At 61.8% G+C, this 25,495-nt stretch carries 23 protein-coding genes; 9 read left to right on the top strand and 14 right to left on the bottom strand.

Features of this window, described 5'->3' with window-relative positions; translation table 11 throughout:
* Window positions 1-318 precede the first annotated feature (318 nt).
* The 4 genes from H4I97_RS07385 to H4I97_RS07370 are packed head-to-tail and all read right to left on the bottom strand — an operon-like array spanning window position 319 to window position 6,988.
* Window positions 319-3,741: a DEAD/DEAH box helicase family protein gene (locus H4I97_RS07385; protein WP_182307260.1), complete on the bottom strand. Its 3,423-nt coding sequence runs from the start codon at window positions 3,739-3,741 to the stop codon at window positions 319-321.
* 2 nt (window positions 3,742-3,743) lie between these two features.
* Window positions 3,744-4,268, bottom strand: coding sequence for a hypothetical protein (locus H4I97_RS07380; protein WP_182307259.1), 525 nt, complete (start codon window positions 4,266-4,268; stop codon window positions 3,744-3,746).
* Window positions 4,269-4,274: 6 nt separating this feature from the next.
* Window positions 4,275-5,423, bottom strand: coding sequence for a restriction endonuclease subunit S (locus H4I97_RS07375; protein WP_182307258.1), 1,149 nt, complete (start codon window positions 5,421-5,423; stop codon window positions 4,275-4,277).
* A complete protein-coding gene (locus tag H4I97_RS07370; protein WP_182307257.1) occupies window positions 5,420-6,988 on the bottom strand; it encodes a type I restriction-modification system subunit M in 1,569 nt (522 codons plus the stop codon). The genes H4I97_RS07375 and H4I97_RS07370 overlap by 4 nt, the downstream gene beginning before the upstream one ends.
* A gap of 148 nt (window positions 6,989-7,136) precedes the next feature.
* Between H4I97_RS07370 and H4I97_RS07365 the strand changes: the two genes are divergently transcribed.
* From H4I97_RS07365 to H4I97_RS24910, 4 genes are all read left to right on the top strand, one after another.
* Window positions 7,137-8,297 carry an ankyrin repeat domain-containing protein gene (locus H4I97_RS07365; protein WP_182307256.1) on the top strand — a complete coding sequence of 387 codons (1,161 nt, stop codon included), beginning with the start codon at window positions 7,137-7,139 and terminating at the stop codon, window positions 8,295-8,297.
* Window positions 8,290-8,874 carry a hypothetical protein gene (locus tag H4I97_RS07360; RefSeq protein ID WP_182307255.1) on the top strand — a complete coding sequence of 195 codons (585 nt, stop codon included), beginning with the start codon at window positions 8,290-8,292 and terminating at the stop codon, window positions 8,872-8,874. The genes H4I97_RS07365 and H4I97_RS07360 overlap by 8 nt, the downstream gene beginning before the upstream one ends.
* Window positions 8,875-8,912: 38 nt before the next feature.
* The gene (locus H4I97_RS07355) at window positions 8,913-9,299 is read left to right on the top strand and encodes a DEAD/DEAH box helicase family protein (protein WP_182307254.1); all 387 of its coding nucleotides are present in this window, start codon (window positions 8,913-8,915) and stop codon (window positions 9,297-9,299) included.
* A gap of 155 nt (window positions 9,300-9,454) precedes the next feature.
* Window positions 9,455-9,748, top strand: coding sequence for an HGGxSTG domain-containing protein (locus tag H4I97_RS24910; protein WP_378143308.1), 294 nt, complete (start codon window positions 9,455-9,457; stop codon window positions 9,746-9,748).
* Between the two features lie 304 nt (window positions 9,749-10,052).
* Here the strand turns inward: H4I97_RS24910 and H4I97_RS07350 are convergent, their stop codons facing one another.
* Window positions 10,053-11,102 carry a bifunctional DNA primase/polymerase gene (locus H4I97_RS07350; protein ID WP_182307253.1) on the bottom strand — a complete coding sequence of 350 codons (1,050 nt, stop codon included), beginning with the start codon at window positions 11,100-11,102 and terminating at the stop codon, window positions 10,053-10,055.
* Between the two features lie 2 nt (window positions 11,103-11,104).
* On the opposite strand from H4I97_RS07350, the gene H4I97_RS07345 reads away from it, so the two are divergent.
* A complete protein-coding gene (locus H4I97_RS07345; RefSeq protein ID WP_182307252.1) occupies window positions 11,105-11,371 on the top strand; it encodes a hypothetical protein in 267 nt (88 codons plus the stop codon).
* Here H4I97_RS07345 and H4I97_RS07340 read toward each other — a convergent pair.
* The 3 genes from H4I97_RS07340 to H4I97_RS07330 form a co-directional block, all read right to left on the bottom strand.
* Window positions 11,368-11,604 (bottom strand): helix-turn-helix domain-containing protein, encoded by a 237-nt coding sequence (locus H4I97_RS07340; protein ID WP_182307250.1) that lies wholly within the window; start codon window positions 11,602-11,604, stop codon window positions 11,368-11,370. The two genes, H4I97_RS07345 and H4I97_RS07340, sit on opposite strands and share 4 nt — an antisense overlap.
* Window positions 11,605-11,729: 125 nt before the next feature.
* The gene (locus tag H4I97_RS07335) at window positions 11,730-12,896 is read right to left on the bottom strand and encodes a tyrosine-type recombinase/integrase (RefSeq protein WP_182307247.1); all 1,167 of its coding nucleotides are present in this window, start codon (window positions 12,894-12,896) and stop codon (window positions 11,730-11,732) included.
* A 235-nt stretch (window positions 12,897-13,131) separates the two neighbouring features.
* On the bottom strand, window positions 13,132-13,998 hold the full coding sequence (locus H4I97_RS07330) for a LysR family transcriptional regulator (protein WP_210297096.1): 867 nt from the start codon (window positions 13,996-13,998) through the stop codon (window positions 13,132-13,134).
* Between the two features lie 101 nt (window positions 13,999-14,099).
* Between H4I97_RS07330 and H4I97_RS07325 the strand changes: the two genes are divergently transcribed.
* Complete coding sequence (locus H4I97_RS07325) at window positions 14,100-15,047, top strand: DMT family transporter (RefSeq protein ID WP_182307243.1); 948 nt, start codon at window positions 14,100-14,102, stop codon at window positions 15,045-15,047.
* A gap of 100 nt (window positions 15,048-15,147) precedes the next feature.
* Here H4I97_RS07325 and H4I97_RS07320 read toward each other — a convergent pair whose 3' ends face one another.
* Both H4I97_RS07320 and H4I97_RS07315 read right to left on the bottom strand, forming a co-directional pair.
* A complete protein-coding gene (locus H4I97_RS07320) occupies window positions 15,148-15,372 on the bottom strand; it encodes a DUF378 domain-containing protein (RefSeq protein WP_182307241.1) in 225 nt (74 codons plus the stop codon).
* A gap of 25 nt (window positions 15,373-15,397) precedes the next feature.
* Window positions 15,398-15,883 carry a fasciclin domain-containing protein gene (locus tag H4I97_RS07315; protein ID WP_182307239.1) on the bottom strand — a complete coding sequence of 162 codons (486 nt, stop codon included), beginning with the start codon at window positions 15,881-15,883 and terminating at the stop codon, window positions 15,398-15,400.
* A gap of 164 nt (window positions 15,884-16,047) precedes the next feature.
* Here H4I97_RS07315 and H4I97_RS07310 point away from each other — a divergent pair, with 164 nt between their 5' ends.
* On the top strand, window positions 16,048-16,632 hold the full coding sequence (locus tag H4I97_RS07310) for a helix-turn-helix domain-containing protein (protein WP_182307237.1): 585 nt from the start codon (window positions 16,048-16,050) through the stop codon (window positions 16,630-16,632).
* 34 nt (window positions 16,633-16,666) lie between these two features.
* Here the strand turns inward: H4I97_RS07310 and H4I97_RS07305 are convergent, their stop codons facing one another.
* On the bottom strand, window positions 16,667-17,110 hold the full coding sequence (locus H4I97_RS07305) for a helix-turn-helix domain-containing protein (protein WP_182307235.1): 444 nt from the start codon (window positions 17,108-17,110) through the stop codon (window positions 16,667-16,669).
* Between the two features lie 68 nt (window positions 17,111-17,178).
* Between H4I97_RS07305 and H4I97_RS07300 the strand changes: the two genes are divergently transcribed.
* Entirely contained in the window at window positions 17,179-18,402 is a 1,224-nt protein-coding gene (locus H4I97_RS07300; RefSeq protein WP_182307234.1) for an MFS transporter, read from the top strand.
* On the opposite strand, the gene H4I97_RS24770 is transcribed toward H4I97_RS07300, so the two are convergent.
* A complete protein-coding gene (locus H4I97_RS24770) occupies window positions 18,394-18,927 on the bottom strand; it encodes a DUF3131 domain-containing protein (RefSeq protein ID WP_182307233.1) in 534 nt (177 codons plus the stop codon). The genes H4I97_RS07300 and H4I97_RS24770 overlap by 9 nt on opposite strands.
* Complete coding sequence (locus H4I97_RS24765; protein WP_182307232.1) at window positions 18,828-21,008, bottom strand: DUF3131 domain-containing protein; 2,181 nt, start codon at window positions 21,006-21,008, stop codon at window positions 18,828-18,830. The genes H4I97_RS24770 and H4I97_RS24765 overlap by 100 nt, the downstream gene beginning before the upstream one ends.
* Before the next feature lie 430 nt (window positions 21,009-21,438).
* On the opposite strand from H4I97_RS24765, the gene H4I97_RS07285 reads away from it, so the two are divergent.
* Complete coding sequence (locus tag H4I97_RS07285) at window positions 21,439-24,900, top strand: glycosyltransferase (protein WP_182307230.1); 3,462 nt, start codon at window positions 21,439-21,441, stop codon at window positions 24,898-24,900.
* Here H4I97_RS07285 and H4I97_RS07280 read toward each other — a convergent pair.
* Window positions 24,830-25,324, bottom strand: a complete 495-nt coding sequence (locus tag H4I97_RS07280; RefSeq protein ID WP_210297095.1) for a hypothetical protein — start codon at window positions 25,322-25,324, stop codon at window positions 24,830-24,832. The genes H4I97_RS07285 and H4I97_RS07280 overlap by 71 nt on opposite strands.
* Between the last annotated feature and the right edge of the window lie 171 nt (window positions 25,325-25,495).

Raw genomic sequence — 25,495 nt, 5'->3', positions numbered from 1 at the left:
GCCATTAATCCAGCACAACTAATTGTTTTCCTTGAGCGTTTTCGATAACGTCGACTCTTTCCTGCATCTTGTCCTGCACCCATCGGTCGGCTTGTTCGCCGTTACGGCTCACTCTGGCACTTTTTGGAGAGTACTGGCTTGTCTGATTTGTAGGGGTACCCGGGGCCCCCCACCCTCCCCCGCCCCAAGGATGCGCAAAGAGGTTAGCGAATTTGAGTATGCTAATCGGCTCGAAGGGGCGGAAAAAATTTCGCAAAAAAATTTCGCGAATACCTCGTTCCACCTCAGAAGGCTTGGCGTGCTGTAGCGAGGCTTTGCTTAACCCGCAGCACTCTCGTTCAGTCCCTTGATCACCTCGATCAGCCGCTTCGTCCTTTCGAAGTCAAAGACCTGCTGCGGTCCCTCCGGTGCCATGTCGATGAAAGGACTCTCGTAGAGCAGGCTCGGGTCCATTGCACCCCTCTCCGTCAGATGCTCGATGACCATGTCGACGAATTCGATCTGCTGGGCCGTCGCCGCACTATCTGCCAGGAATTCACCGAAAGCCTCTACGACGGCGTGGCGATCTAGACCGACCAGGGAGCGGATGAAGGCGCCAAAGCCGTGCGCCATCTCTGTCGCCCTGTCGAAGTGCTCCTGCTCGCCAATACCGGCCGTCATCAGCATCTGCTGCAGCTCGGCAATGTCCGTTGCAGTGAGCGGCTTGCCATGGCGCAGCTTGGCGATGGCGATATGGTCCTCGTGCTCGCGCAGAAAGTGGCGGGTCTTCTTCTTGAAGCGAGCAAAATCCACTTCGCCGACCTGCGGCAAATCGAGCTCAGTCGCCACACCCAGCTCGTCTTCGAAATTGGTGTAGACGATCGCCTTCCTACCCTTTTCGATATGCAGAACCAGGCCGCGGAGACGCAGCCGCACGAGCTCCAGCAGTGGCACCGTCACGCCTTCCCACCAGGTGTCGGAGAGGATGTCCAGGATCAGCGCATGCTGGGTCGCAATCGCCGGGATAGCGGTCTGCTCATCGAGCGCGGAGGCGATGTCGACGAGCTGTTTCTTCAATCTGTCGAACCGCTTGGAACCCTTCAGAAGCGCGATCTCCAGATTGAACATCAGCAGGTCAAAGCGCTTGGCCTCTTCCGGCTCGCTCTTCATGGCATTGGGCAGCGGTGCAACATTGTCGACCAGCTCGTCGCGCATTTCTTCGGAGAGCGTGGCCCACGCTTCCGGCGTCTGGTACTTCTCCACCAGCTGGCGCTTCGCGCGCACCACGAAATTGTCGAGATTCATGGTGCTGACGTAGGTCTTCAGAAAGCCCAGCGCGCCGGCCCGGATCTGTCCTTCGCTTGGCGCCGCCTCGGGCCCGGCGTCATAGACTTCGCCCTCTTCGGCTGCACCCGGCGGCCTTCCTGCAGCTTCTTTCTCGTCCAGCGCCATGACAAGATCAAAGCGGGCGGCAAACAGGCGCTCGCTCAGTGACTTGGCGGTCGTCCCTTCGTCGGGCTTCATGTTCTGGCGGAAGAATTCGAGGTTCTGGCAATAGTCGAAGACGCGGAAGAATTCCTTGTCTTCGCCGGGCCCGAAAAGATCCGGGCAAAGGCGCGTGCCCCGCCCGATGATCTGCCAGAACTTGGTCTTGGAGCGGATCAGCTTGAACAGGACGAGGTTCACCACCTCGGGCACGTCGATGCCGGTATCAAGCATGTCGACGGAAATCGCGATATGCGGCGCGCCGTCCTTTTTCGAGAAGTCGTCGATCAGCGACTGCGCATATTCGGTCTTGAAGGTGATAATGCGGGCGAAATGCCCGGCTTCCAGATGTGGATAGGCGAGATTGAAGCGCTGTTCGATGAATTCGGCATGGTCCTGGTTCTTGGCGAAGATGATGGTCTTTCCGAGCCGGTCACCGCCAGCCACCTTCAGACCGTCGGTCATCACATGGGCCAGCACCTTGTCGACGGTGTCGGCATTGAACAGCCACTTGTTGACCGCCTGGGCATCGACGCTGTCGGGCGGATCGCCATCCTCCTCGTCCCATTCCAGCATGTCCCACTGGTCCTTCTCCGCCTCGGACAGGTCGTCATAGCGAATGCCCTCCCGGACAAACTTGAGCGGGACGGAGACGGCGACAGGCGGCGCCAACCACTCGTCGGCAATGGCCTGGTCGAGCGAATAAGCATCGGTCGGAACACCTTCTTCAAGGTCGAACAGTCCATATGTGTTTCTGTCAATTTCCTCGCGCGGCGTCGCGGTCAGTCCCACGAGCAGGCTGTCGAAATAATCAAAGATGGCGCCATAACGCTGATAGACCGAGCGGTGCGCTTCATCGATGACCACGAGATCGAAATGGCCCGGACCGAACCGCGCCGCACCGCCCTTGCGCTCGTCAATTAGGTTCATCATCGTCGGATAGGTAGACAGGAAAACGCGCCCCTCTCCACTCTTCTCCGTCACCAGGTTAACGGGGGAGGAATCCGGCAGATGCGCCTTAAAGGCCCTCACCGCCTGGTTCACCAATGCCACCCGGTCGGCCAGGAACAGTACCCGCTTCACCCAACCGGCACGCATCAGCACGTCGATCAGCGCGATCACCGTGCGCGTCTTCCCTGAGCCGGTCGCCATGACCAGCAAGGCCTTGCGTTGCTGACGCGCTTCAAAAGCCTCCTTCACCCGCGCAATCGCCCGCTCCTGGTAATGGCGCTCGACGATCTTACGATCGACCGGCACGCCGGCCATCGGCTTGCGGGTGCTGCGCCGCTGGATCAGCAGTTGCAGTTCGTCCTTCTTGTAGAAGCCCGAGACTTCGCGCGGTGGATAGACGCGATCGTCCCAAACCCAGTGTTGATAGCCGTTGGAATAGAAGATCACCGGGCGCTGGCCGAACTGCCGCTCCAGGCAATCGGCGTAAAGCTTGGCCTGTTGCTGGCCCTCGCGCGGATTGCGCCGGGTGCGCTTGGCCTCGACCAGAGCCAACGGCTTACCGTCATCGCCCCAGAGCACGTAGTCAACGAAACCCTTGCCCTCATTGTTCGGCATACCGGTGACGGGAAACTCACGGTCCCGTGCGGCATTCAGCGCCCAGCCTGCTTCCTTCAGCAGCAGGTCGATGTAGGTGTCGCGGGTTTCGGCCTCGGAGTAATCATGGGTGTCCGGTCGCTCTTCGTTCTCGCGGCGTATGCGATCGCGCTCGGCGCGCGCCGCCTTCAGCTCGGCATCGAGATCGCCCTTGTCGCGCAGCAGGTCGGCGAAAGCCTTGTCCTTGGCCTCCATCTCCGCTTTCAGGCGCGTCAGCTCGGCGAAGGCACGCTTGACGAGATCGTCCTTACGCGGAACCTGCGTGGCATCGAAGGCGAGCCGGTCCGACGGCGGAGCCTTGGCATAGGTCCGGGCAAGCCAGAAGCAGAGGTGGAAGAGTTCCCGCACCGCGTCGCCTGCATCCTTGGCCGATGTCTCGCGGCTCTCGTGGACGGCGTAATTGCCGATGCGAATGATCAGCTTCGCCTTGGTGAATATCGCCTGGCCAGCGCGCCGCTGGAAGCTGGGTTCATGGATCAACGCAGAAATGCGGTCGTCATAGGGAAAAGAGAGACCACTGTCGTTCTTGTAGGCCCATTGCACGGCCAGCTCGACCGTTCGCCGGGCATAGAAGGCCGCTGTGCGCGGATCGCCAGCCGCATAGCTCTCCGCCCTCTTGGCGCTCTCGAAGATCTCCGGAAATTCGGCTGCGAGGAAGGCGAAGTTAGACATCGTCAGTCCTTTAATCTCGGGAAATGTTCGGCGAATGCCGCGCGAACCGGCGCCCAGAGTTCCGGATCGACCGTGTGGCGCCAGATGACGGTGTTGAGCAGCGTGTAGCCTACAGCCTTCAGATCCTCAGCCAACTGCTTCTCCATCGCGCCGACAATGTCGCGAAGCGGAAGGTGCTTTTCCATCAATTGCTTGCGAAGCAGCTTATCCTCATGGCTGAAATTCTCCGGCTTCTCGACTTCCGGATAGATCGGGCCATGGGCAACGAGGTCAAAAGTCTGGCAGGTTTCCGGTGGAATGCCGCGCTTCACCAGATGCTTGCGCAAGGCATTCTGGGTCTCAGCCGAACCCAGATGCTGGCCCATGCGGATATAGGCAGGCGAAGCATTCGGGCTCGAATTGTCGCCAGTGCGGCCGACATAAACCAGCTCTTGCCCGTCAGGCGCGACAACCCGCCAGGCATAGAGCCAGAAACCACGCTGCAGCATGGATGGAGGGAGCGTGAGCTTGTGGGTGGCAATCGTCATGGGAGCTCAAAGTTGACCGGAGAAGGCGCGGTGCTGGAGGGAGGTAAACAGGGTTTCTGCCACCGCCGCCGATGGCAATACACGTTGGCGCATTTCAGCCAGTCCCCGAAGCTTTTCCGAAAACTGCTGTTGGAGAGTCTTGGGAGGCGTCGGAATGGAAATGTTTTGCATTTCCTTCGCGTTGATGTTTGCCATTCCCACAATGCTTTTCGCCATGCCGCGCAGCAGCCCCTTACCATAAGCTGAGTTCAAGAAGCTGGCGATGTATTCCGGTGTTGCTCGGTCATTGGTGCGAGCTCGAACTAGGTAACCCGCAAAGGCATAAACCTCGTCCAAGTCAAAAACTGCCGTCTTGCCCACAAGGTCCGCACTATTCGTTCTATTGAACAGTAGGTCCCCCCGGTGAACCGTATACTTTGGCACCTCACGATCGCTTAGATCGATGTATTTAAGATCAGATGTATCTATCCGACCATCGACGGTTATATTCCCCATTCTGAGAATGGGAAAACGGCCGACCTGGCCAGCCTTTCCGCTTGATCCGTAGTTCGCGGATTCGAGCAAATCGCCTATTCGACAGATATCCCACCCCTTGGCATTGCTCGCCGGATCGCCAAACATCTCCAGAAAGATCGATTGGGTGAGGCTGTCGAGCAGCGCGATAGCATGACGGCGCTTGGCGCGCAGCGCATCGGCCTTGTCCAGGATCGCCGCAATCCGCTTCTGCTCATCGAGGGGTGGGAGATCAACCTCCCATGCTTCCATCCCTGCCTTGGTCATATGTATCATAGAGATTCCTCGACCTGCAGCTTTTACTCTCTCAGTTATCGACTGCAGCATATGATAGGCATAGCCTTTATCAAGGCTCGGAGACGGAAGCACTTTCCAAATATGATAGTGGAAAATGGACTTTGGTCCGTTCCACAAGTAAGGACCAAACGTAGCGGACCAAGCAAAAAGTAGATCGCCAGCTTCGCAATATTTTTCCTCTGGCAATAAAATATCCGAGTAGAACCATCTCTCACCACCATTGAGATTTTGTATTCTGATGACGGGCGTGCCGGAAGTTAAAAGCTCTTCTTGCTTATAGGCTCTGCCATTTATGAGGGTAAGGACATCCCCTAACTTCACACGTCGGGCAAAAGCGACACTCACAACATCGCCTCCAGTTCTTTCAGCCCCGCCGCAATTTCATCCTCCAGCGCCAGCAGCTCGGTGATAATCTCCTTTGGCGGACGGTGGTCGGCGGCTTCGTGCACCACTTCCTTGTAGCGGTTGAGCGAGAGATCGTAATCGGCGCCTGCAATCTCTTTGCGGCTGACGGTGAAGCTCTGGCCGGTGCGTGGGTTGTCGCGTTCCGTGCCGTTGCGCTCCTTCCAACGGGCCACGACATCCGGCAGGTTATTCTTGCCATGCTCCTCGGCAGACAAGGCCGCCTTCGGCACGGGGCCGAACTTCTCCTCGCTCACCAGCATCTGGCGCTTGTCATCCAGGCTCATGCCATCGGCCTGCACATCATAGAACCAGACGTGATCCGTGCCGCCGGAATTGGTCTTGGTGAAGAATACAATGGCCGTGGAGACGCCCGCATAGGGCTTGAACACGCCGGACGGCAGTTTCACGATCGCATCCAGCTTGTGGTCATCCACCAGCATCTTGCGGATAGCCTTATGCGCAGCGGAGGAGCCAAACAGCACTCCGTCAGGCACGATGACCGCGGCGCGGCCGCCCGGCTTCAACAGCTTCAGGAAGAGCGCCATGAACAGAAGCTCGGTCTTCTTCGTCTTGACGATGGCGCGCAGATCGGCCGACGCCGTTTCCTCGTCCAGCGAGCCGGCAAAGGGCGGGTTGGCAAGGATCAGCGAATACTTGTCCGCGTCATCGCCATGGGACGAAGCAAGCGAATCCCGGTAGCGGATATCGGCAGCCTCGACGCCATGCAGCTGCATGTTCATCGAGCCGATGCGCAGCATGGTCTGGTCGAAATCATAGCCGTGGAACATGCCGTTATGGAAATGCTCGCGGCTCTCCTTATCGCGAAACAGCGCCTCGTGATTATCGCGGAGATATTCGCCGGCCGCGACCAGGAAGCCACAGGTACCGCTGGCGGGATCGCAGATCACATCCTTCGGCGTCGGCGCCGTCAGCTCCACCATGAGCTTGATGATGTGGCGCGGCGTGCGGAACTGGCCGTTCTGCCCGGCGCTGGCAATCTTGGCCAGCATGTATTCGTAGAGGTCGCCCTTGGTGTCGCGATCGTCCATCGGGATCTCGGCCAGCATGTCGACGACCTTGGCCAGGAGACCGGATGTCGGGATGGTGAAGCGAGCGCCCTTCATGTGCTCGGCATGGGCCGTGCCCTTCTCCGCCATCTCACGCAGGAAGGGAAAGACATTCTCCGAGACGATGAAGAACATGCGCGCCGGGTCATCATTGCGGAACCGCGACCAGCGCAGCATGGCATAGGTAATCTCTTCACTCACCTCGCCGGTGTCTTCATCGCGCACGGTGCGATAAACGCCATCCGGAAAGATCACCCGCTCCATGGGGCGGCCCAGCATGTTGGCCTTGTTCTCCTCGCGCGTCTGGGCCTCGTCCAGCCCGCGCATGAAAAGCAGGTAGGTGATCTGCTCGATCACCTCCAGCGGATTGGCAATCCCACCCGCCCAGAAAGCATTCCAGACCTGATCGACCTTCGAGCGAATTTCACCTGTGAGCATGCTGCATTCCATTTTCAAATCAGATTGGCGCGACTGTAGCGAAAGAGCTGGTGTAGGCAACACCGCGAAAACTATGGACAGGTGAAATGGGCCACCCGATCATAATGCGTGTGTGTATAGGCGGTGATCAGGGGAGCGGTTTCTCAAGATGAGCGAAGACGCGACGGGCGCCCAAGACGCTTTAACGCCAGGGAAGACAGATGATGCTACGGTGGCAGCGATATCGCGCGCCATCGAGGAACGGAACATGGAAGAAGTGCGACGGTTGCTGGATGAAGGTGTCAGCCCCAACATCCTGACCACCGCCGCTTGGTCAACAACGGCATTGATGAAAGCAGCCTCGGAGGGCTGTGCCGACATCATGGAACTGCTGATCGAGAGGGGCGCCGACCTGGAACTGCGCGACAAAGATGGCTTATCGGCACTGGATATTGTTGATTACCGGGGAAATGAGTGGGACGTCGCAGACGTGCTTTTGCGCCATGGGGCTGTGCGCAATCCCAATCTGAAGACCAGCGAGGATGAGCTTAACGAGTACTACGAGGCACGGGAGCGGCTACAGTCGGACTATTTCGATGATCGCGTCTACGTGCATGAAATCAACCGTGGCACATCGCGAAGCCTGCTTGGAGGCGAGAGCCGGCAGACATGGGCGGTAATCGCCCGTCGAAATGTGCACCGCTATCCACCCGTGAGCATTGCCGAGTTTGATACCTTTGCGGAGGCTGACGAGTTCCTGCGCCGCGTCTTGCCAGCCACGCCGCGAGTGAGCCTCGGACACCGTCCGCCGGACCCTTTACCGAGTTGGGAGGAGTACCGGGCCTGGGCCGATGGCATCGAAGCAGCGGCTCAGGAAAAAGAAGCAGCAATTCGAAAAAGAATGGAGCTTGCTGCCCTTCTCAAGTGGCCCAAACCGCGCAGCTACAACAAGCACGGAAAGAGACAGCGATACGCAAGCAGCAGCCCACGGTGCCTACAAGAACGCGCAATCCGGGCAGCCATTTTACGAAAGTTCGGAAAGCCCAGGAAGGGGAAAAGGCGACTGATTATGGAGCCGCCTCAGCCGATGACGCGCCTCATCCCTGCCAAGCCTGGCAGGCTGCGGAGCAAAATGGCGCGCGCACAAAATGCAAGGACATTCTTCTGGGACGCCCTGCCTAGAATTCCCCCTCTTAGGAGAGATCTTTTCACAGAGAATCCGCGGCGGACACCAGTTCGGCGCTTGAGCCTAATTGTTCACTCACAAGCACATCTCGCCGTCTCATCGGCCAAGAAGTCACGCAAGACGAAGGGGGACAACAATGCATGAGGAGATAGAAATCGACTATAGTCGGCGCTCTGTGACAGACAGTGGGGAGGCTCAACGACTTGCGAACATCGCCCCGCTGGCGCACCGCGCAGCACAAGACGTTCTGGTCGCCGCGGAGAAGGTCATCCACAAGAAGGGGTTCTTGTCGACGGAGAAGTCCAGGATCACCAATCTTGTGAAGGCGCTATATAAGGTGCATTTCGCATTGGATGAAGATGGTTTCCCGGTGGCTGGTGAGCAGAACATCGGAAGAGCGCGAATGTTCGCCTTCTTCAACCGCTTCGCCCGTGCCTATCCCAACTGGCAAGCGGAGTATGCCCTCCTCAACAGGGTGATCCCCAACATGTACGAAGAGGAGGCGGTTACACCGGCGCCAGCGCCACGACAGTCGGTCGAGAGCACGCCCCGAGTTTCTCACTCCGTCGACGAGCCGACGAATGCGGAGCAGTCTGACGCAAAGGCCATCATCCTCTGCCCCAACTGCCAATGCCGGATGCGCGTGCCGATCGGCATGAGAATTCGCATAACGTGTCGCGACTGCGGCAATCAGTTCATCCAAGAGATCAATCAGGCCTAGGGGCTCGATCAGCCCAGGACGCGCGAGCGGGAGACACCATGAACCTCAGCGAAAGAGACGCACTTGCGGCCTACGGACGGATGCTGAACACCAATGATGTCGAATGTGTCGCGGACCTGCTCGTGGATGATTTCCGCTATTGCTCGCAGGCCGTGCTCACGGAACTCGTCGGCAAGGACGAGTTCCTCGGCTATATGCAGGCCAAACTCTCGACTATCGGCAAACGTGCCGACCGACCGGTGGCCGAACTGGCTACTCTGCCGACGATGATGGACCGACCCTGCCTGGTTCTCTCTCACAACGATACAGGTGAGCCGATCTGCACCGTGCTCGCGACAGTTAAGGGCGGCAGATTGAGCCGGGTCGACCTCTGCCTCGTCCCCTCGCCCGACATGGCTACACGAACGGGCGAAGTCCCAAAATAGGTCGTAATTTCTGTTCTTTTCAAAGAGTTACTGCATTTCGCATCTGTCCGCGAAATGGCGCGTCTGGTAAAATTGCATGTGAGGACAGTTGCGAGCGAAGCATCTGAAATCTCGCCAAGCCCGATCAAGCCCTGTCAGAGAGGTGACACAATCCCATGAATGGTGACGGCACCACCCCGAGGATTTCGAACGGCAGGTTCGGCCCGGATTGGCCTGGGCGCCGCTGTCTCGCCAAGACACGCGCCGGATACCAATGCCAGAAGCCTGCGCTGAAAGGAAAAGCGCGGTGCCAGTTGCATGGGGGTCGAGCGGGCGCGCCAACGGGAGCGCGCAATGGCAATTACAGGACCGGACGATACACGGCAGAAGCGGTGCAGGTCGCCCGCGAGGCTCGCACCCGTCTTAAAGAACTTGTCGTTCTCGGCAGGCGTGCCGGGATCTGGACGTGAGACGGCACGCCTTTTCCGAGTGCGGGTTGATATCCAGAGGGAACAATCACTGGCAATTCTGTCTGTCTCGTTGACGGAGAGTGATCTGGACCGGGACGGCAATCCCAAGGGACCGGAACGAGACTATCGCATGCTTCTCCTCCGGCCGCAGACATGTCCGCGGGCGCTTCTGCGTGTCGGCCTGCGGTTCAAGTAGGGGCTCGAGCAATGTTGCCCCGCGGATATCGTTTTTCACGCCTCGTCAGGCCCGCCCTGCAAATGAGCTGAACGTCACGAAATGCGACGAATATAACGCTACAGGAAACTACCATCCGTAAACCACGCGCACGACCTTCCCCGGCCCCCGCGCGCGCGTCAGCTCACGAAGCAAACCTTCAGAAATAAGAACGTCTATAGCCTTCTTCACGCGACGATCACTTCCCCAACGAAAACGCGTCGCTGTGGCTTTCTGAGGAATCTCAAATCGAGCCCTCTTCCGCGTAGCGCGCAAAGCTACGTACAAGGAAAGCGCATCGGGGGTCTTCGTCAGCTTGAGTACCGCTTCGCTTGTCAGAGGAAGTACGATTTTCTGCGAACCAGGGACCATCAAGGTCCCGCGGGCCTTATAGGACCAGACACTTTGCACCACGCCGTTCACCTCAGAAAGAGGAAGCGGTGGAGTGAATCCGATGTTGATTGCCTGGGCGCACCTGCTGAGATCCGCTTCTGTCTTGCACGCCCCAGCCTTCGCCCTCAGCGCAGCAAACAATTGGTCGTTACGTCCAGCTGGACGGGCACCTATGCGAGAGGTGCTTGGAGTACGTTTTCCAATAACTGGCGACGGGGTCGCATTCACGATGTACTTCTTGCGCAACAGCGAGCGAAATCGCGCAAGCGAAGACGCAGAGACAACGGGCACCGCATCGGCATCGACATCAAGAAGTGACTCGAGTGGCCAATAGTATGGCTGCAACGTCGTTGGATGAGTCCCGCACACCACAGCGGCATGGCCCGATCCAAGGATCTCCACGGGGCCGATCTTCAGTGTTATGACAGGATCATCTGCCCGATAGAAAAACATGCGTCGGGGCCACCGACCCACCCGCATATAGGGACTGTCCCCCAGGGTGCTCTGCATCATCTCCACAATCTCGGACGCTTCTGCGGCGTCATCGATGTCGATGTCGACGGCGAAGAGGCGGCCCAACAATATGCCGAGATTTGCATCCGGCATATTCTGGGAGAGCTTAAGGACAGCGTTGTATCCAAACCCCCTGCTCCAATTCTTCGCAGCGGGCGTTTTCCCTTTCATTGGGATGGGTACATATCCGCTATCCAGCGCAGTCTCGGCCAAGGTGCCGAAGGGGCCCGTCATGGATGAATCTCCGGCAAGGTGCGGAGCAAGGCCATCGCCGCAGCATCGACTACGCCGCAATTGCGATGGATGCACTCGATGAGGCAATCGCGACGGCGATTGAACTTGCGGGAATGCCAGCCATCAGTCTTGGTGCCTGCCTTACCGCGGCGATATTGAAGTATCCACTGGCTATCATCTTCAACGACACGCCAACGGTCATTGAGCCTGATAGGGAAAGGCGGGCGGGGCTGGCCCGCCGAGGAGCAAAACCGCGCAGCCATGGTTAGCGGACCTTCTTAGCGTCCACCGCCGCGAAACGGTGATGCTTTTCCTGTGGGCAATTGAGGAAGAAATTCATCAGATCCGCGGCAAGTATGAAGGTCCGTTTGCCCACCTTGCGGCGCGTCAGCCGTCCTTCATTGCACAGTTTGTGGATCGTTGCAGGTGAGAGCCCGGATATTTCCGACGCCTCACGCACAGAATAGGCAATTTTATATTGCCTCATTTTGTCGTCATTCATAGTAACGTCACCATCAATTCAAGATGACATTCTATTGATACCTTTACCTTCCTGTTGTCAAAAGGATCAATGGCGACCAATTGTCGTTTATACTTTAAGCTTTTGATATTAAAGCGGAAATTTTTTTAGAAATTTCTGTTGGAAAGGTAGAGAGAAAACACTTGCATTAGTCTCCGCCGTTTCTCCAGCGCACTCGATCGGCGATACGCGCGTTCTGTCGCATCCCCAACGCGGTGCGCCAGGGCAGTCTCGACCAGATCGCGCGGGAAGTCTGTCATGTCGCCGGCCCAGTCCCTGAAGGAACTCCGAAATCCGTGCACGGTGTACGCACCTTTTCCCATGCGGCGCAGCAGCATTTCCATTGCCGAGGTTGACAGTGGACGATTTGTCCGTTGTCCGGGAAATACGTACTGGCATGTCCGAGCGTCATGGAGTCGTCGGACGAGATCCAGTGCTGGACCAGACAGGGGAACGACATGTTCGCGCCCAGCCTTCATTCGTGTGGCCGGGATCGTCCAGAGCGCTGCATCCAAGTCAAACTCGTCCCAGACCGCTCCATAAACCTCGCCGCTGCGCGCGGCCGTCAGGATCAGGAATTCCAATGCCAGGGAAGCAACGGCCTCGCGCTTTCGTAGATCGCGCATGAATGCCGGCAGATCCTTATATGGCATTGCCGGATGATGACCGCGCTGCAGCTTCTGTCGAGCGGGCAGCAAATGATTGAGGTTACCGTGCCACAAAGCGGGGTTCAGCCCCTCACGCCAACCCTTCACCTTTGCATAGTCCAACACCCGCTCAATGCGGCCTCGAAGGCGAGACGCTGTTTCCGCCTTTTCGATCCAGATCGGCAACAGGATTTTCAGCACATCATCGGTGGCGATTTTATCCACGGGCTTCTCACGTATCGTTCGGCAGTAAGCGTCTCCCAATGTCATCTCCCACTGCGCCCTGTGCTTGTCGTTACGCCAAGAGGGGCTGTTCACGGCCAAGAACTCTTCGACGCACTTGGCGAAAGTCGGGACCATGCTCCTTTTTGCCAACACGGCAGGATCGCGTCCTTCAGCAATGTCCGATTTTGCCTTTGCGGCAATAGAACGTGCCCGTGCCAACGAGACGGCCGGATATCCGCCAAGGCCGATCGCTCGACGCCTCCCGTTGACCTTCCACATGAACAGCCATGACCTGGTTCCGGCGGTTGCGACCTCAAGGTACAGGCCGCCACCGTCGCCGTAGCGACCAGGCTTCAGCTTCGATCTGATTCTTGCGTCCGTAAGGCGGTGGATAACGACCATTTTCCTGCATCCTTTCCTGCACCTTTGTGCATAGATGATGCTGGACTATCAGAGACGACGCAAGAGAGACAGAACGGCAAAGCGCTGTTTCATATGGATTGTTTCGTACCGTAGAAGGTTATCCGAAACTATAGTACGGCGGACACCCCATCCGCCATTTCTCGAACTTTCGTTACGACACCGAGCATTTCGCGCTGGCACGCAGCGGGTGTCGATTGTTGCGCACCACTCGCGCCTACGGCTCCAGCAGGGCGCGACGCTGACGCAGTATTTCCTCGCTCACTGCCTCGGCGACGCTCACCACCCGACGCGAAGCGGCAAGATCGGCATGGGTGACGAGCAGGATCGGCCTTTGCATGGGATCGCCGCCTCCCAGGCGGTCCTCGAGGAGGCGCAGTCCCGCCTCCCGCGCCAGGAAATGCGGCAGTATCGAGACCCCGATGCCGCGCCGTACCGCTTCGATCTGTCCCGGCAACGTGTTTACCGCCAGCCTCGGCGCCTGCGGCTCAGCGAAAGCCTCGGTCCATGTCAGAAGTGCGCCGACGCTCGCGGCCTCCGGCCAGGCGACCATGCGGCTCGGCCGACCTCCATCCGGCGGGCCGTAAAGGCCGAATCCCATGACCGCCAGTTGGCGCACGCGCAGATGCCCGCGCTCCGGCCGCACCATGCGCAACGCCAGGTCGGCGTCGTGACGGTGCATGTTCACCGTCGAACTCGAGAACAGGATTTCGACATCGAGGCCGGGATTGGCGCTCAAGAGCGGAGCCAGGGCCGGGACAATGAACGGCACGACCAGGCTCTCGATACTCGTTAGCCTCACCATGCCGCGGATCTCGCTATGGTCTGAGGCCTCTTTCCGCATCTCCAGCATCGCAAGTTCGACCGCTTCGGCGCGCGGCAGCAGCATCTCGCCCTGGTCGGTTAGCACGTAACCGTTCTGCGTCCTTAGAAAGAGCGGCAGGTCGAGCCCGTGCTCCATCCGTTCAATCCTGCGCGAGACGGTGGCCACGCCGATCGCGAGTTGCCGCGCCGCGCCCGACAGCGTTCCCTCGCGTGCCAGTGCCAGGAAGATGCGGCAGTCGTCCCAGTCCAGATCGCGCACGTATCTTTCCATTTTTGAAAAACAGGTTACCTGCATTCTCCATATCCTATCCAAATCCGATAAGGCAACCTGCGCTGGACTCCATTTCCAGAGAGGTTGTCATGTCCGTTTCCAACCTGACCCATGCCCCCGCTTCCCAGAGTGAAAGAGGCGCGTTCATTCTCAGCGCTATGGCCGCCGTGTTCTGGGGAAGCAATTTCGAGGCGACACGGATCGTCCTGTTCGACCTGCCACCATGGACCGCGGCGGCGGTCCGCGTCGTCCTTGCGGTGGCAGCAACCCTGCTGTGGCTCGCCGCCACCAAGGGCATTTCCTGGGCTGTGCTGCGGCGCAATGTCGTTGCGTTCGCCGTGCTTGGGCTCATTGGCGTCGCGGGCTTCACCGCCACGTTGTTTCTCGGCATGAAGACGTCGAGCCCGGTGACGGCGGCGCTCATCATGGCCACAAGCCCACTGACGACGAACCTGCTCGACTCGATCCTGCTCAAGCGCTTGCCGTCGCTGCTCGCGGTGCTCGGGATGATCATCAGCCTTTCAGGCGTCGCGCTGACGGTCGGGGCATTCTCCGGCACGCATTTCGCTTCAGGCGACATACTGATTCTGATCGGAAGCCTCTTTTGGGCGCTCTATACGATCGGTTGCCGCCGCTGGGTCACCGGCGCCACGCCGATCGAGACATCGGCCTGGACGATGCTCGCCGGCGCGCTGGTGCTCGGCCTCGTCGCTTTCCGACTGGAGATGCCACTGACCGCCCTCGTCCACGCTCCGGCGGTCGCCTGGGTTTCAACCTTGTGGATGGCGTTGGTCGGTTCGGCTCTTGCCGTGATCTTCTGGCAAGTAGGAATTGCCCGGCGCGGCCCGGCTGCAACCTCGGTCCTGTTCAACCTGGTGCCCGTTTCGGCGCTCGTCGTCGCGGCGATCTTCGGCCGGACACCTGACATGATGCAGATCGCCGGCATTGCGGTCGCCCTCTTCGGCATCATGCTGGCCAGCGGTAATCTGCAAGGCAAACCGCACGACCGGCATTCTCGCCGGCCAGCCGCAGGCTAGGCGCAGGTCCCTAGAAGGTGCGCCCGAAGAGGACACCTCTACGAGCATGGAAAGGCGGAGGGAGGTCCGGCGGACCGAACCGGACGCTCCCTCCGAGGGGCTACCGCCTATGCTCGGCGGCGAGCTCGCGGGCGCCCAAGGCGGATGAAAGCGGTACGAGCTGCCAGACGGCGGACAGTCCGACCAGCACGTAGACGGCGCCGGCTAGCAGCGAGCCGGCGCCGAAGATCGCGGCGACCAGATCGAGGTCGAAGAGACCCACCAGCCCCCAGTTGAGCCCGCCCACGATGACAAGGGCGAGTGTCAGGACGTTCATGATGGTCATGTCTGTTCTCCTCGGTTGGATGGGATCAGCCCTCGGGCGGCATGATCACCGTGTCGATCACATGGATGACGCCGTTCGAGGCGGCGATGTCCGCCTTGATGACGCTGGCGTCGTTCACCTTGACCGACTGGCCGTCGACGGTGATGTCGATCGCCTTGCCGTTGACCGTCTTCGCCTCGTCGAGCCCCGCGACATCCGCGGCCATCACCTTGCCGGGCACGACGTGATAGGTCAGAATTTCGGTAAGCTTCTGCTTGTTCTCGGGCTTCAGCAGCCCCTCCACGGCGCCGGCCGGCAGCTTGGCGAAGGCCTCGTCGGTGGGCGCAAAGACCGTAAACGGACCGGCACCCTTCAGGGTCGTCACGAGGCCGGCCGCGTCGAGCGCGGCGGCGAGCGTCTTGAACTGGCCCGCTTCGACCGCCGTATCGATGATGTCCTTTTCCGCGGCCGAGGCGCCCTGGATGCCCGCAAGCCCGATCGTTGCTGCAAGAATGGCTGTCTTCAGTTTCATGGCATTGTTCCTCTTGATGACATGCCCGCTTGGCAGGGCACGAATTATCATCTGGTGAGAAATATTTTTCATGCCAATAACATGTTCGTGATAATTAAGTAGATTTTCATGAACTGAAAACCACGCTAAAGAAGCGTTCACGAGACGAAAACAGGTTTGCAAACATGCTGTCGGAGACGCTCACCAACGAACTTCAGCGCTATGCGATCGGCCCCCGCATCAGGACGCTGCGACTGAAGAAGAAGCTCGGCCTGGTGCAACTCGGTGCCCATACCGGGCTTTCGCCCGCCATGCTGTCGAAGATCGAGCGGGGCCAGCTCTTCCCGACGCTGCCCACGCTGGTCCGCATCGCGATGGTCTTCGGCGTCGGCCTCGATCACTTCTTTGCGCCGGAGAAGGACAAGCCGCTCGTCGCGGTCGTGCGCAAGGGAGAGCGGATCAGGCTGCCGGTGCCGGCAGGCGACGGACCGCCCGCCTGGCTCTTCGAAAGCCTGGACTATCCGGCCGCGGATCGCCGGATGGAGGCCTTCTATGCCGAATTTCCCGCCGACGCGCCGCAGTCGGAGCCGCACCGGCACGGCAGCGCGGAGTTCATCTACGTGCTGAGCGGCCGCCTCTCGGTCGACGTCGACGGGGAGGAAAGCCTGCTGCACCCCGGCGATGCGATGTATTTCGATTCCAGCGTAGCCCACAGCTACCGGCGCGAAGGCGCGATGGCCTGCAAGGCCCTTGTGGTGACGGCTCCTTAAGCCCGAGCGACCTCCAGGGGAGGCCCTTAAACGCTCAACTGCGGCCCGGACGCGCCTGTCCGTCCTTCGATGTCGCCCACCGCCTGCCGCGCTTGCCCGCAACATCCACGAGCCGCCGGAAGGTCGGGCATTCCATGTGCGAGGGCGCCGGGCAATCGGCGACATGCCGCAGCATGTCGCCGAGTGCCGTCAGTTCCCGGATCTGCCGGTCGAGGTCGTCGGCCTTCTGGTGCAGCACGTCGCGGGGCAATTCCGGCATGCCGTTGCGGCCGAACATCCCCGCGATTTCGTCGAGCGAGAATCCGGCCGAGCGCCCCATCGCGATCAGCTTCAGTTGCAGCAGCACCTCGGGCGGAAACTGGCGACGCAGGCCGTGCCGCGATACCGAGGCGATCAGCCCCACCTCCTCGTAGTAGCGCAGTGCCGAAGGCGCCACCCCGCTTGCCGCGGCGACCTCTCCGATATCGAGAAATTTCATGCTTGACCTCAAGTTGACTTGAAGTCGTAGCCTGCTCCCGAATGGCGAATCACGCAAGGGGCAAGCCTATGAAACAGGAAGAAACAGACAGGAACGAACGAACGGGGATGGTCGTGGCGACGCTCGCGCTCGCAATGCTGCTCGCCTCGCTCGGCACCAGTATCGCCAACATTGCGCTGCCGGCGCTCGCTACGGCGTTTTCCGCATCCTTTGGCGCCGTGCAGGCGGTCGTCGTTGCCTATCTCGCAGGACTGACGGTGGCGGTGGTCGTCGCCGGCCGCCTCGGTGATATCCACGGCTTGAAGCGCATGCTCGTCGCGGGGCTCGGCCTCTTCGCCCTCGCCTCGCTGATCTGCGGTCTCGCGCCGAGCCTGCCCCTGCTCATCGCCGCGCGCGCCGTTCAGGGTGTCGGCGCGGCATTCCTCATGACGCTTTCCATGGCGCTGATCCGCGAAACCGCGGGCGAGGCGCGCGTCGGCAGGGCAATGGGCCTCCTCGGTACCATGTCCGCTCTCGGAATGGCCCTCGGCCCGGCGCTCGGCGGCATGCTGGTCCCGGTGACGGGATGGCGCGGCGTCTTCCTCGTTCAGGCGCCGCTTGCCGGGCTCGGACTCATCCTTGCCGTCGCCGTTCTGACGGCCCGCGCGGGCGCGAAGAGAATGGCGCCGGGCACATGGGCCGCGTTTGAGGGCAGCATGGTGCCGAATCTCGTCACCAACCTCGTCGTCGCCGCCGTCATGATGACGACTCTGGTGGTCGGTCCCTTCTATCTGGGCTTCGGTCTCGGCCTGAAGGAAATGCTGGTCGGCCTTGTCATGTCCGTCGGTCCGGTGATCTCCATCTTCAGCGGGGTTCCCTCCGGTCGGCTGGTCGATGCGTGGGGAACGGGCCGGGTGCTTGCGGCCGGCCTGCTGGCTCTGGCGGCCGGCGCCTTCCTGCTGGCACTCCTGCCGGATGCGATCGGCCTCGCCGGCTACGTGCTCGCCATCGCAGTTTTGACGCCGGGCTACCAGCTCTTCCAATCCGCCAACAACGTCGCGGCACTCGCCGGCGTGCCGAGCGACCGTCGTGGCACCGTCTCGGGGCTGCTCGGTCTGTCGCGCAATATCGGCCTCGTCGCCGGCGCCGCCGTCATGGGCGCTGTCTTCGCGCTCGGCGCCGGCACGGAGGATCTTGCCCATGCCGCCCCGGCGGCGATCGCAGCCGGCATGCGGCTCACCTTTCTCGCCGCCGGCGGCCTGATGATTGCGGCGATCGCCGTCGTCGGTCTCGCCGGCCGTTCCTCACAATAGCGTCTTGCGCCCGCTCAGCACATAGGCGACCGCCTCCAGGATGATGCCGTTGGTGTTGATATCGCTGTAGTTCGCGGTCGGCTGGCCGGTCGCCGCGTAAATGCCGGAGGCAAAGCCGAGATCGGAGATCCGCCCCCTTTCCCGCACATGGGAGACGAGACGGTCCGAGTAGGCGTGCGGGCGCACGGCGTTCCAGAGATAGGCACCCTTGCAGTTCACCACATCGAGCGCGCGACGCATCGCCGGCGTCTCGTAGCGCGCGCGATCGGCCATCGCCTCCAGCGTCCAGGGGTTCTCCTCGCCTTCCACGTCGAACCCCTGATAGATAAACCACGGGGCGCGATCGATCGAGCTTTCCGAAACGCAGACGAACCGGCCCGTGCTGCGGTATTCGTCGACCTGCGCGGTGAAGAGGACGTCCGAGATCACCCGCGCCGCCTCGGATGCACCGAGCTCCATCGCCTCCAGCGTATGCGGCTCGGCGCCGACCGACCCGATGTCGGCGACCCTTCCGAGAATGCGCATCCGCCGGTCGGTCGCGACATCCTCCGGTTCCGGCGCATAGGGAGTGTCGACCTCCATCCCCAGAGGGCGAAACCGCGCGCCGCATAGTGGGCGTAGTTGGAGCGGAAATAGGTCCTCCATACGCCGTCATCGATGTCGCGCAGTCTCCGTTCGACGATCGTCGCCGCGAGGTCCCAGCCAGCGACGACCTGGGCGACCTCCTTGTCCAGACCGCGGCCTGCAAGCACTTTCAGTGCCACCAGCAGCCGCCCGGTATCGGAGGCGTTATAGCTGTTTTCCAGCGGCCCGCCGCGCCGCGTCGAAAGGTTTGCCTGCGGCAGGCGCAATTTGCCGATACGGGTCGCGGGCAGGCTCTTCAGGATTTTTCCCGCCGCTTCGGCGAACGCATCATCCGTCGCAAGCCCGATCGAATGGGCGCCGACAAGCCCGAAGATCTGGCTGGCGATGTCCCACATGGTCACGGAGGAATACGGGACCACGCTGCTGCCGGAAGCCTCCGCGCTTGCCGGGGCAAGGCCTGTGTCCTTGTCCGAAAGCCGGGTGAAATATCGCCAGGCGAGCTCGGCATCCGCTTCGAGCCGCGCCTTCTCGGCGGCATCGATCGTCTCCGTACCCGTCCCGCCTCCGGCAAAGCGCATCCGGTCGGATAGTTTGAGCCGTTCGAAGATCGGGTCGCGACCGACGAGCGCCTCGCCGTATGCGCCGAGCCCCGTCATGTGATTGCCCGTGCGGGTGGAGAGCCCTGCAAGGATCCCGGCGATCACCTCGCCCGCCCCCTCGGCGGCAAGCGCCGCGCCGCCGACGACCAACAATGCATCGCGTTCCGGCCCGAGCCGGGTCTTCAGCGTCTCCGCGAGTTCCGACCCGTCGCCGATCCGGCCCCCGTCGATGCGGATGGCAACGGGCACCTCGAGGAGACCGTTCTCGTCGAGTCCCGGCTTCGTCTTCCGTTCCCCGAGCGCGGCGCGCACCGCGATGCCGGCCGAGGTCAGCAATGCCGCATCCAGCCCTTCGTTTTCCGTCACCGCACAGCTCACCGGTGCGGCCTCGCTCATCGGTCGGTCGAGATCGACGGCGGCGCCCGCCGCGGTCCGCACGGCCTGCCAGGCGGGCGTCTCAGTATCTGCGCCGAGTATCGGACAGTCAGTGCCGCCGGCCGCAGCTTCGCCGCCCGAGCGGGAAAAGGTGATCCCCGCCGCCGTCAGCGCCTTGAGGAACGCAACCTCCGCGTCGGCGGGCGCGGTGCCGGAACCGAAATCGAGATGAAGCGCGACCTCCCGCGAAAAGGCGTCGGAACGCAGATAGAATTCCGAGGGTAGGATGGTCGTGATCTTTCCCTCGTCCTCGGCTTGTGCCACGAAGCCGGCGAGAGTGGCAGCCTGGCTCCCGAGACGCTCGTCGTCGAGAGACGCGAGACCCGCCAGGGAGACATAGAGCACCAGCGGCTCGTCACCGACCATCCGCTGCGTGATCCGCGTCCGTCGCTGGTTAAGCGCCGAGAGCGAGGCGAGACGCAAACCTCCCGCCACGTGCATGATGCCGTTCTCGGTCTCGGAATAGGTGGTCGGCGCATCCTCCTTCGGCATGACGAGTACCGTGCGGAACCCGCCCGCCCTGACGCCCGAGAGTATCGGCACCTCCGGCCCCGCCTGCCGGCAGAGCATGGTACGGAAGGCGGGCGGAAGCGCTGCGCCCCCGGCCTGTCCCGCAAGCCCGGTCAGCCGCGCCTGGGCATCGCCGGCGCGCCGCATCTGGAAATAGACCCGCTCGGTCTCCATGCCGGGCAGAAGGGCGATCGGCTCGAACATCCCGCCATAGGCGGCCTGCAATGCGAGCGCTGCGCCGATCGCGTCGTCGGGTGCATCGGCCGCAAGCGCGAGCCCCACGGGCACGTTGCGACGGATGATCGCCTCGACCACGATACGCAACTTGTCCGGCGCTGGCGCAGCGTCGGTTCCGTCCAGCACGAGCACGAACGGTGTGTACGCCGTCTGCGCCAAAACCGTTCCCGCGGCGAGGAAACGCGCCCCGGCCACGCCGATGCACAGCGATTGCAGGACTTCACGGCGGGTCAGACGCATGGCTTGTCTCTTCCGGTTTCGCAATGCGCCGCTGGCGCCTGCGGACTTCGCCCGGCCGGAATCACCCGCCGGGCCATGCCCGCGTCGGTGAGAATATAAGCATCTTCGGCAATGACACGAGTCCCCCGGCGCTGCGCGACCTTCTGCCGCCCGCCGCGACTCCCGCCGGTCATGTCGCCCAGAGGGGTTAATCCTCCGGACGACAGGAGACATAGCCCGTTTTTCACCCGAAGAGGCGAGGCGACGAACCAGCCGATCGGGCGTAGACCTCTTATTGAGGACGGTTGGCCCGTGAAATCAAAAATACCCTAAATTAGTCAGGATAAATGCACGTCTTTGACCTTGGTCAACTTCATTATTTTCGAATAGATGCTACATATCCAGTAAATTTTTAGGGCAAGAAAGAGTACCTACCGTGCAGCAGAGGCCAATGCTGCCGGCGGTCCGTCACGCGCGCGGACGCCGGGCGAAGAAAGACGCGCCCATTTTCTACGCTCCGGGATCGAGACGCGGAACGATCGTCAAGGTCGGCGCAGCGCTCGTGCTTGCCTTCTTCGTGCTCTGGTTCGGCGCCTTCAGCGTCAGCCTCTATCTGCTCGGAAAGCTTCCCTCGCCGGGTATCCTGCGTGACGGCGCAGGCGCACCGCAGACCATCGACATGTCGGCAGCTCCGCCACCCGCGCCGGCTGCGGTCACGCCGTCCTCCTCCTCGGCGCGGACGATCCCGCCACAGGTCTTCGGTTATCTCCCCTATTGGCCGGAATGGAGCGATCTTTCGCTGCGGAAGAACCTGCCCGTAATGGACGGATTGCTGCCGGAATGGTACCGCATCGCCCTGCCGGACGGCGACCTCGTCCCCTTGGGCTTTTCCGCCCCCCACCAGCAGCGTATCGCCGAGCTCGTGGCACGGCGGCGCCCGACGCTCACCCTGCTTCCGGTCGTGGAACTGTCCGCCGACAACGATCCGGAAACGACCGCCGCCGCCCTCGCCTCCCCGGTGACCTCGACGCGGATCGCCGAGGCCCTGGCGCGAGAGGTTCAGTTGCGGGACTATGACGGCATCTGCCTCGATGCCGCCGCGGTGCCGGAAACCTCCTATCTTGATCTGGCACGCCTGCTCGCCACGCTGAAGCAGTCCTTCGCTCCCGCGGGCCGGCGAACCTGCATCGTCACCCCGATTTCGGAAGCGCCCTGGAGCGAGCCGGCGCTCGCCGCCGTGATCGACCGCTATGTTGTGCTGGCCTTCCAGGACCCCGGTGACAGCCCACGGCCGACGCCGCTTGCGCCCCAGCGCTCGCTGACGACCGCACTTTCGCCCCTCGCCGGTGCCGTTCCTGCCGAAAAACTGATCGTCGCGCTCGGTACGGGCGGCTACGACTGGGTCAGCAATTCCAGCGCGCCGCGGCCGGTCGCCTTCTCGGAGGCGGCCCGTCTTTCCGGTCTCTACGGCGGCAGCATCCGGCTCGATCCGGTCTCGCTCAACCCGACGACGCGGTTCGTCGACGACGCCGGAAACCGCCACCGCATCTGGATGCTGGATGCGGCCTCCTTCCACAACCAGCTGGTCGCGCTCTCGCGCACCGGAACGATGCCGGCGGTCGCGGTCTGGCCGTCGACCGATGCAGACCCGGCCATCTGGCGCCTGCTCGACCGCGGCACTGCCGATCAATCGGTGCAGTCGTTGCTGAAGGAAGTCGCGATCGGAGATTACGTCGGCTATGATGGCAAGGGTGCCTTTCACAAGCTGGTGCGCGCGCCGGAAACCGGTATCCGCAACGTCGTTCTCGATCCGTCAACCGGCCTCGTCATCGCCGAGGACTACGCGCGTGCGGCTGAACCGTTCACCGTTTTGCGCTACGGCGCCGGCAAGCCCGGAATGGTGGCGCTCACCTTCGACGACGGCCCTGACCGGGTCTACACCAGCGGCGTCCTTGACGAACTCGCGGCCCGAAAGGCACCCGCCACCTTCTTCGTCATTGGCAAGGAAGCACTCGACAATCCGGACATCATCCGCCGGATCGTCGACGATGGCCATGAGATCGGCGTCCACACCTTCAGCCACCCGGCGCTCGAGAACGCCTCCAACTGGCGGGCGCGCATGGAGCTCAATGCCACGGAACGGCTGATCGCGAGCCTGACCGGTCGCCAGACGCTGCTTTTCCGCTCGCCTTACGGTCGCAGCGAAGGCCCACTGACGGGCGCCGAAGCGGGACCGATGCGCCTCCTCGACCAGCAGGGCTACATCGTCGCCGGCGCCGATATCGTGCCGCCGGACTGGCGGGGCATCTCCGCCGATGAAATCGTCGCTTCGGTCCTGCGGGACCTGAAGGCGGGCACCGGCAACGTCATAGTCCTGCATGACGGCGGCGGCAATCGCACGGCGACCGTCGAGGCGACGGCCCTCCTCGTCGACACGCTGCGCACCGAAGGCTACCACTTCGTGACGCTGGCCGACATGCTCGGCCTGCCCGCCGACAAGATTATGCCCCCGGCCGAAGGCCCGGACACCACCTTCGACGCGATCTCCTTCACGAGCCTGAGTTATCTGTCTGTGGCGATCAACGTGCTCTTCTGGGTTTCCGTGGTCGCCGGCATAGCCCGCGTGCTCTTCGTTACCGTGGCCTCACATCTTCGCCGCCGCCACCCCTTGCGCGACCCGGATTACGCACCGCCGGTCACGGTGCTGATCCCCGCCTATTGCGAGCAGGATACGATCGTCGGAACCGTGGCGTCGGTGCTGGTCTCGGACTATCCGGATCTCCGGGTGATCGTCATCGACGACGGCTCGACCGACAAGACCTGCAGCCGGCTCGTGGCGGAATACGGCGACGATCCCCGCGTCCGCATCATGCGGCAGAGCAACCACGGCAAATACGCCGCCCTCAACCATGCCTACACCTATGTCGAGACCGATATCGTCGTGGCGATCGACGCCGACACCACCATCGCGCCGGATGCCATCGGCAAGCTCGTCCGCCATTTCCGCGATCCCGCCGTCGGCGCGGTTGCCGGCAATGTCAAGGTCAGCAACCGCGATCGCCTGCTGACCCGCATGCAGGCGCTCGAATACATTACCGCGCAGAACATGGACCGGCGCGCCGCCGAGCGGATCAACGGCATGCTGGTCGTCCCCGGCGCCATCGGCGCCTGGCGCCGCAAGGCCGTCGAGGAAGCCGGCTACTATTCACGCCAGACCTTCGCCGAGGACGCCGATCTCACGGTGTCGGTCATCCGGGCCGGCTACAAGGTCGTCTACGAGGAAGGGGCAATCGCGCTCACCAAGGCGCCGACCGGCCTCGACCGCTTCCTGCACCAGCGCCTGCGCTGGCTCTTCGGCATGATGCAGACCGGCTGGAAGCACCGCGGCGCCGTCACCGAGATGAAAGGCCTCGGTCTCGTCTCGATCACAGACCTTCTGCTCTTCGGCGTGGTGATGACCGCGCTGGCGCCGCTCGTCGACATCATCTTCCTGTCAACGCTCATCGACCGGGCGATCACGCTCTACCTCGACCCGACTGCGCCATGGTCGGAGGGTTCGCCCTATGTCATGGCCGCCTATGGCGCCTTCATCCTGTCGGACCTCGCCTTCGGGCTGATGGCCTTCCGATTCGAAAAGGGAGAGGACAAGCGTCTGCTTCTCCTGCTGCCGCTTCAGCGGCTCTTCTATCGCCAGCTGCTCTGCCTCTCGACCTACCGGGCGATCGCGCTGGCGCTCACCGGCCAGCTGATGCGCTGGCGCAAGGCCGGCCGGGCCGGCATCTCGAAGGCCGGGGAAGCCGTACGCGTCGAGACTCGCCTCCCCCGGCCGACGGCAAGCCCGGTCAGAAGACCCGACAGCCGCTTTCCGTCAACGCACCGGCAACCACCGGCAGGTCCTTCCGTGGATGGATGATGACCGTCTGTAGCGCGGTGATCCTGTTCATGCAGGCCTGCGCCTTGCTCGCGGTGCTGCTGCCGCCGCCGACATAGATGTCGAACCACGGGTGTCCGCGATGGCCGGTATGGCAGGGCCCCGCCTGTGGGCGCGGACCGTCGCCGCAAACGTCCTCGACGATCGCGTACTTCTTCAGTCGCTTGAGGTAGATACGTGTCCCCGCCGGCACGTCGAGCGTCTGGCGGCCGTTGGCGATCGAGTGACCGACGGCCAGTGTGATCGGATCGGCGTAACTGCCCTTTCCGCCGGCGAGGCGATGGACGACCGGACGTGCGATCTCCGCCGAACCCGGCGGTGTGTTGTCCCAATAGCTGTAGCCGGTAATGTAGGCCGTCAACTGGACCGTCTTGCGTTGGACGGTGGCCGCTTTGACTTTCGTCAAGTGCGGAGCTTCCTGTGCGGAGGCCGCGTCCGGAGATATACTTGCGCCCCAAGAAACGCCGCGAGAGCGATTCCCGAAAGCAACTTGAACGAGAATGAAGGAGATTTAAGCCGCATGTTAGTTCCACCCTGAGAGTCAGCAGGAGACCTGCCCGCCCAGCATGGATACTTG

It is taken from the genome of Ciceribacter thiooxidans, assembly GCF_014126615.1.
Taxonomy (GTDB): Bacteria; Pseudomonadota; Alphaproteobacteria; order Rhizobiales; family Rhizobiaceae; genus Allorhizobium; species Allorhizobium thiooxidans.
This window is presented reverse-complemented; position numbering and strand designations above follow the sequence as displayed.

What these genes read in the sequence shown, in the direction of transcription:
- H4I97_RS07385 (WP_182307260.1), bottom strand. Translation starts at nt 3,741, where the DNA reads ATGTCTAACTTCGCCTTCCTCGCAGCCGAATTTCCGGAGATCTTCGAG.
- H4I97_RS07380 (WP_182307259.1), bottom strand. Translation starts at nt 4,268, where the DNA reads ATGACGATTGCCACCCACAAGCTCACGCTCCCTCCATCCATGCTGCAG.
- H4I97_RS07370 (WP_182307257.1), bottom strand. Translation starts at nt 6,988, where the DNA reads ATGCTCACAGGTGAAATTCGCTCGAAGGTCGATCAGGTCTGGAATGCT.
- H4I97_RS07365 (WP_182307256.1), top strand. Translation starts at nt 7,137, where the DNA reads ATGAGCGAAGACGCGACGGGCGCCCAAGACGCTTTAACGCCAGGGAAG.
- H4I97_RS07360 (WP_182307255.1), top strand. Translation starts at nt 8,290, where the DNA reads ATGCATGAGGAGATAGAAATCGACTATAGTCGGCGCTCTGTGACAGAC.
- H4I97_RS07355 (WP_182307254.1), top strand. Translation starts at nt 8,913, where the DNA reads ATGAACCTCAGCGAAAGAGACGCACTTGCGGCCTACGGACGGATGCTG.
- H4I97_RS24910 (WP_378143308.1), top strand. Translation starts at nt 9,455, where the DNA reads ATGAATGGTGACGGCACCACCCCGAGGATTTCGAACGGCAGGTTCGGC.
- H4I97_RS07350 (WP_182307253.1), bottom strand. Translation starts at nt 11,102, where the DNA reads ATGACGGGCCCCTTCGGCACCTTGGCCGAGACTGCGCTGGATAGCGGA.
- H4I97_RS07345 (WP_182307252.1), top strand. Translation starts at nt 11,105, where the DNA reads ATGAATCTCCGGCAAGGTGCGGAGCAAGGCCATCGCCGCAGCATCGAC.
- H4I97_RS07340 (WP_182307250.1), bottom strand. Translation starts at nt 11,604, where the DNA reads ATGAATGACGACAAAATGAGGCAATATAAAATTGCCTATTCTGTGCGT.
- H4I97_RS07335 (WP_182307247.1), bottom strand. Translation starts at nt 12,896, where the DNA reads ATGGTCGTTATCCACCGCCTTACGGACGCAAGAATCAGATCGAAGCTG.
- H4I97_RS07325 (WP_182307243.1), top strand. Translation starts at nt 14,100, where the DNA reads ATGTCCGTTTCCAACCTGACCCATGCCCCCGCTTCCCAGAGTGAAAGA.
- H4I97_RS07320 (WP_182307241.1), bottom strand. Translation starts at nt 15,372, where the DNA reads ATGACCATCATGAACGTCCTGACACTCGCCCTTGTCATCGTGGGCGGG.
- H4I97_RS07315 (WP_182307239.1), bottom strand. Translation starts at nt 15,883, where the DNA reads ATGAAACTGAAGACAGCCATTCTTGCAGCAACGATCGGGCTTGCGGGC.
- H4I97_RS07310 (WP_182307237.1), top strand. Translation starts at nt 16,048, where the DNA reads ATGCTGTCGGAGACGCTCACCAACGAACTTCAGCGCTATGCGATCGGC.
- H4I97_RS07305 (WP_182307235.1), bottom strand. Translation starts at nt 17,110, where the DNA reads ATGAAATTTCTCGATATCGGAGAGGTCGCCGCGGCAAGCGGGGTGGCG.
- H4I97_RS07300 (WP_182307234.1), top strand. Translation starts at nt 17,179, where the DNA reads ATGAAACAGGAAGAAACAGACAGGAACGAACGAACGGGGATGGTCGTG.
- H4I97_RS24770 (WP_182307233.1), bottom strand. Translation starts at nt 18,927, where the DNA reads ATGCGCATTCTCGGAAGGGTCGCCGACATCGGGTCGGTCGGCGCCGAG.
- H4I97_RS24765 (WP_182307232.1), bottom strand. Translation starts at nt 21,008, where the DNA reads ATGCGTCTGACCCGCCGTGAAGTCCTGCAATCGCTGTGCATCGGCGTG.
- H4I97_RS07285 (WP_182307230.1), top strand. Translation starts at nt 21,439, where the DNA reads ATGCTGCCGGCGGTCCGTCACGCGCGCGGACGCCGGGCGAAGAAAGAC.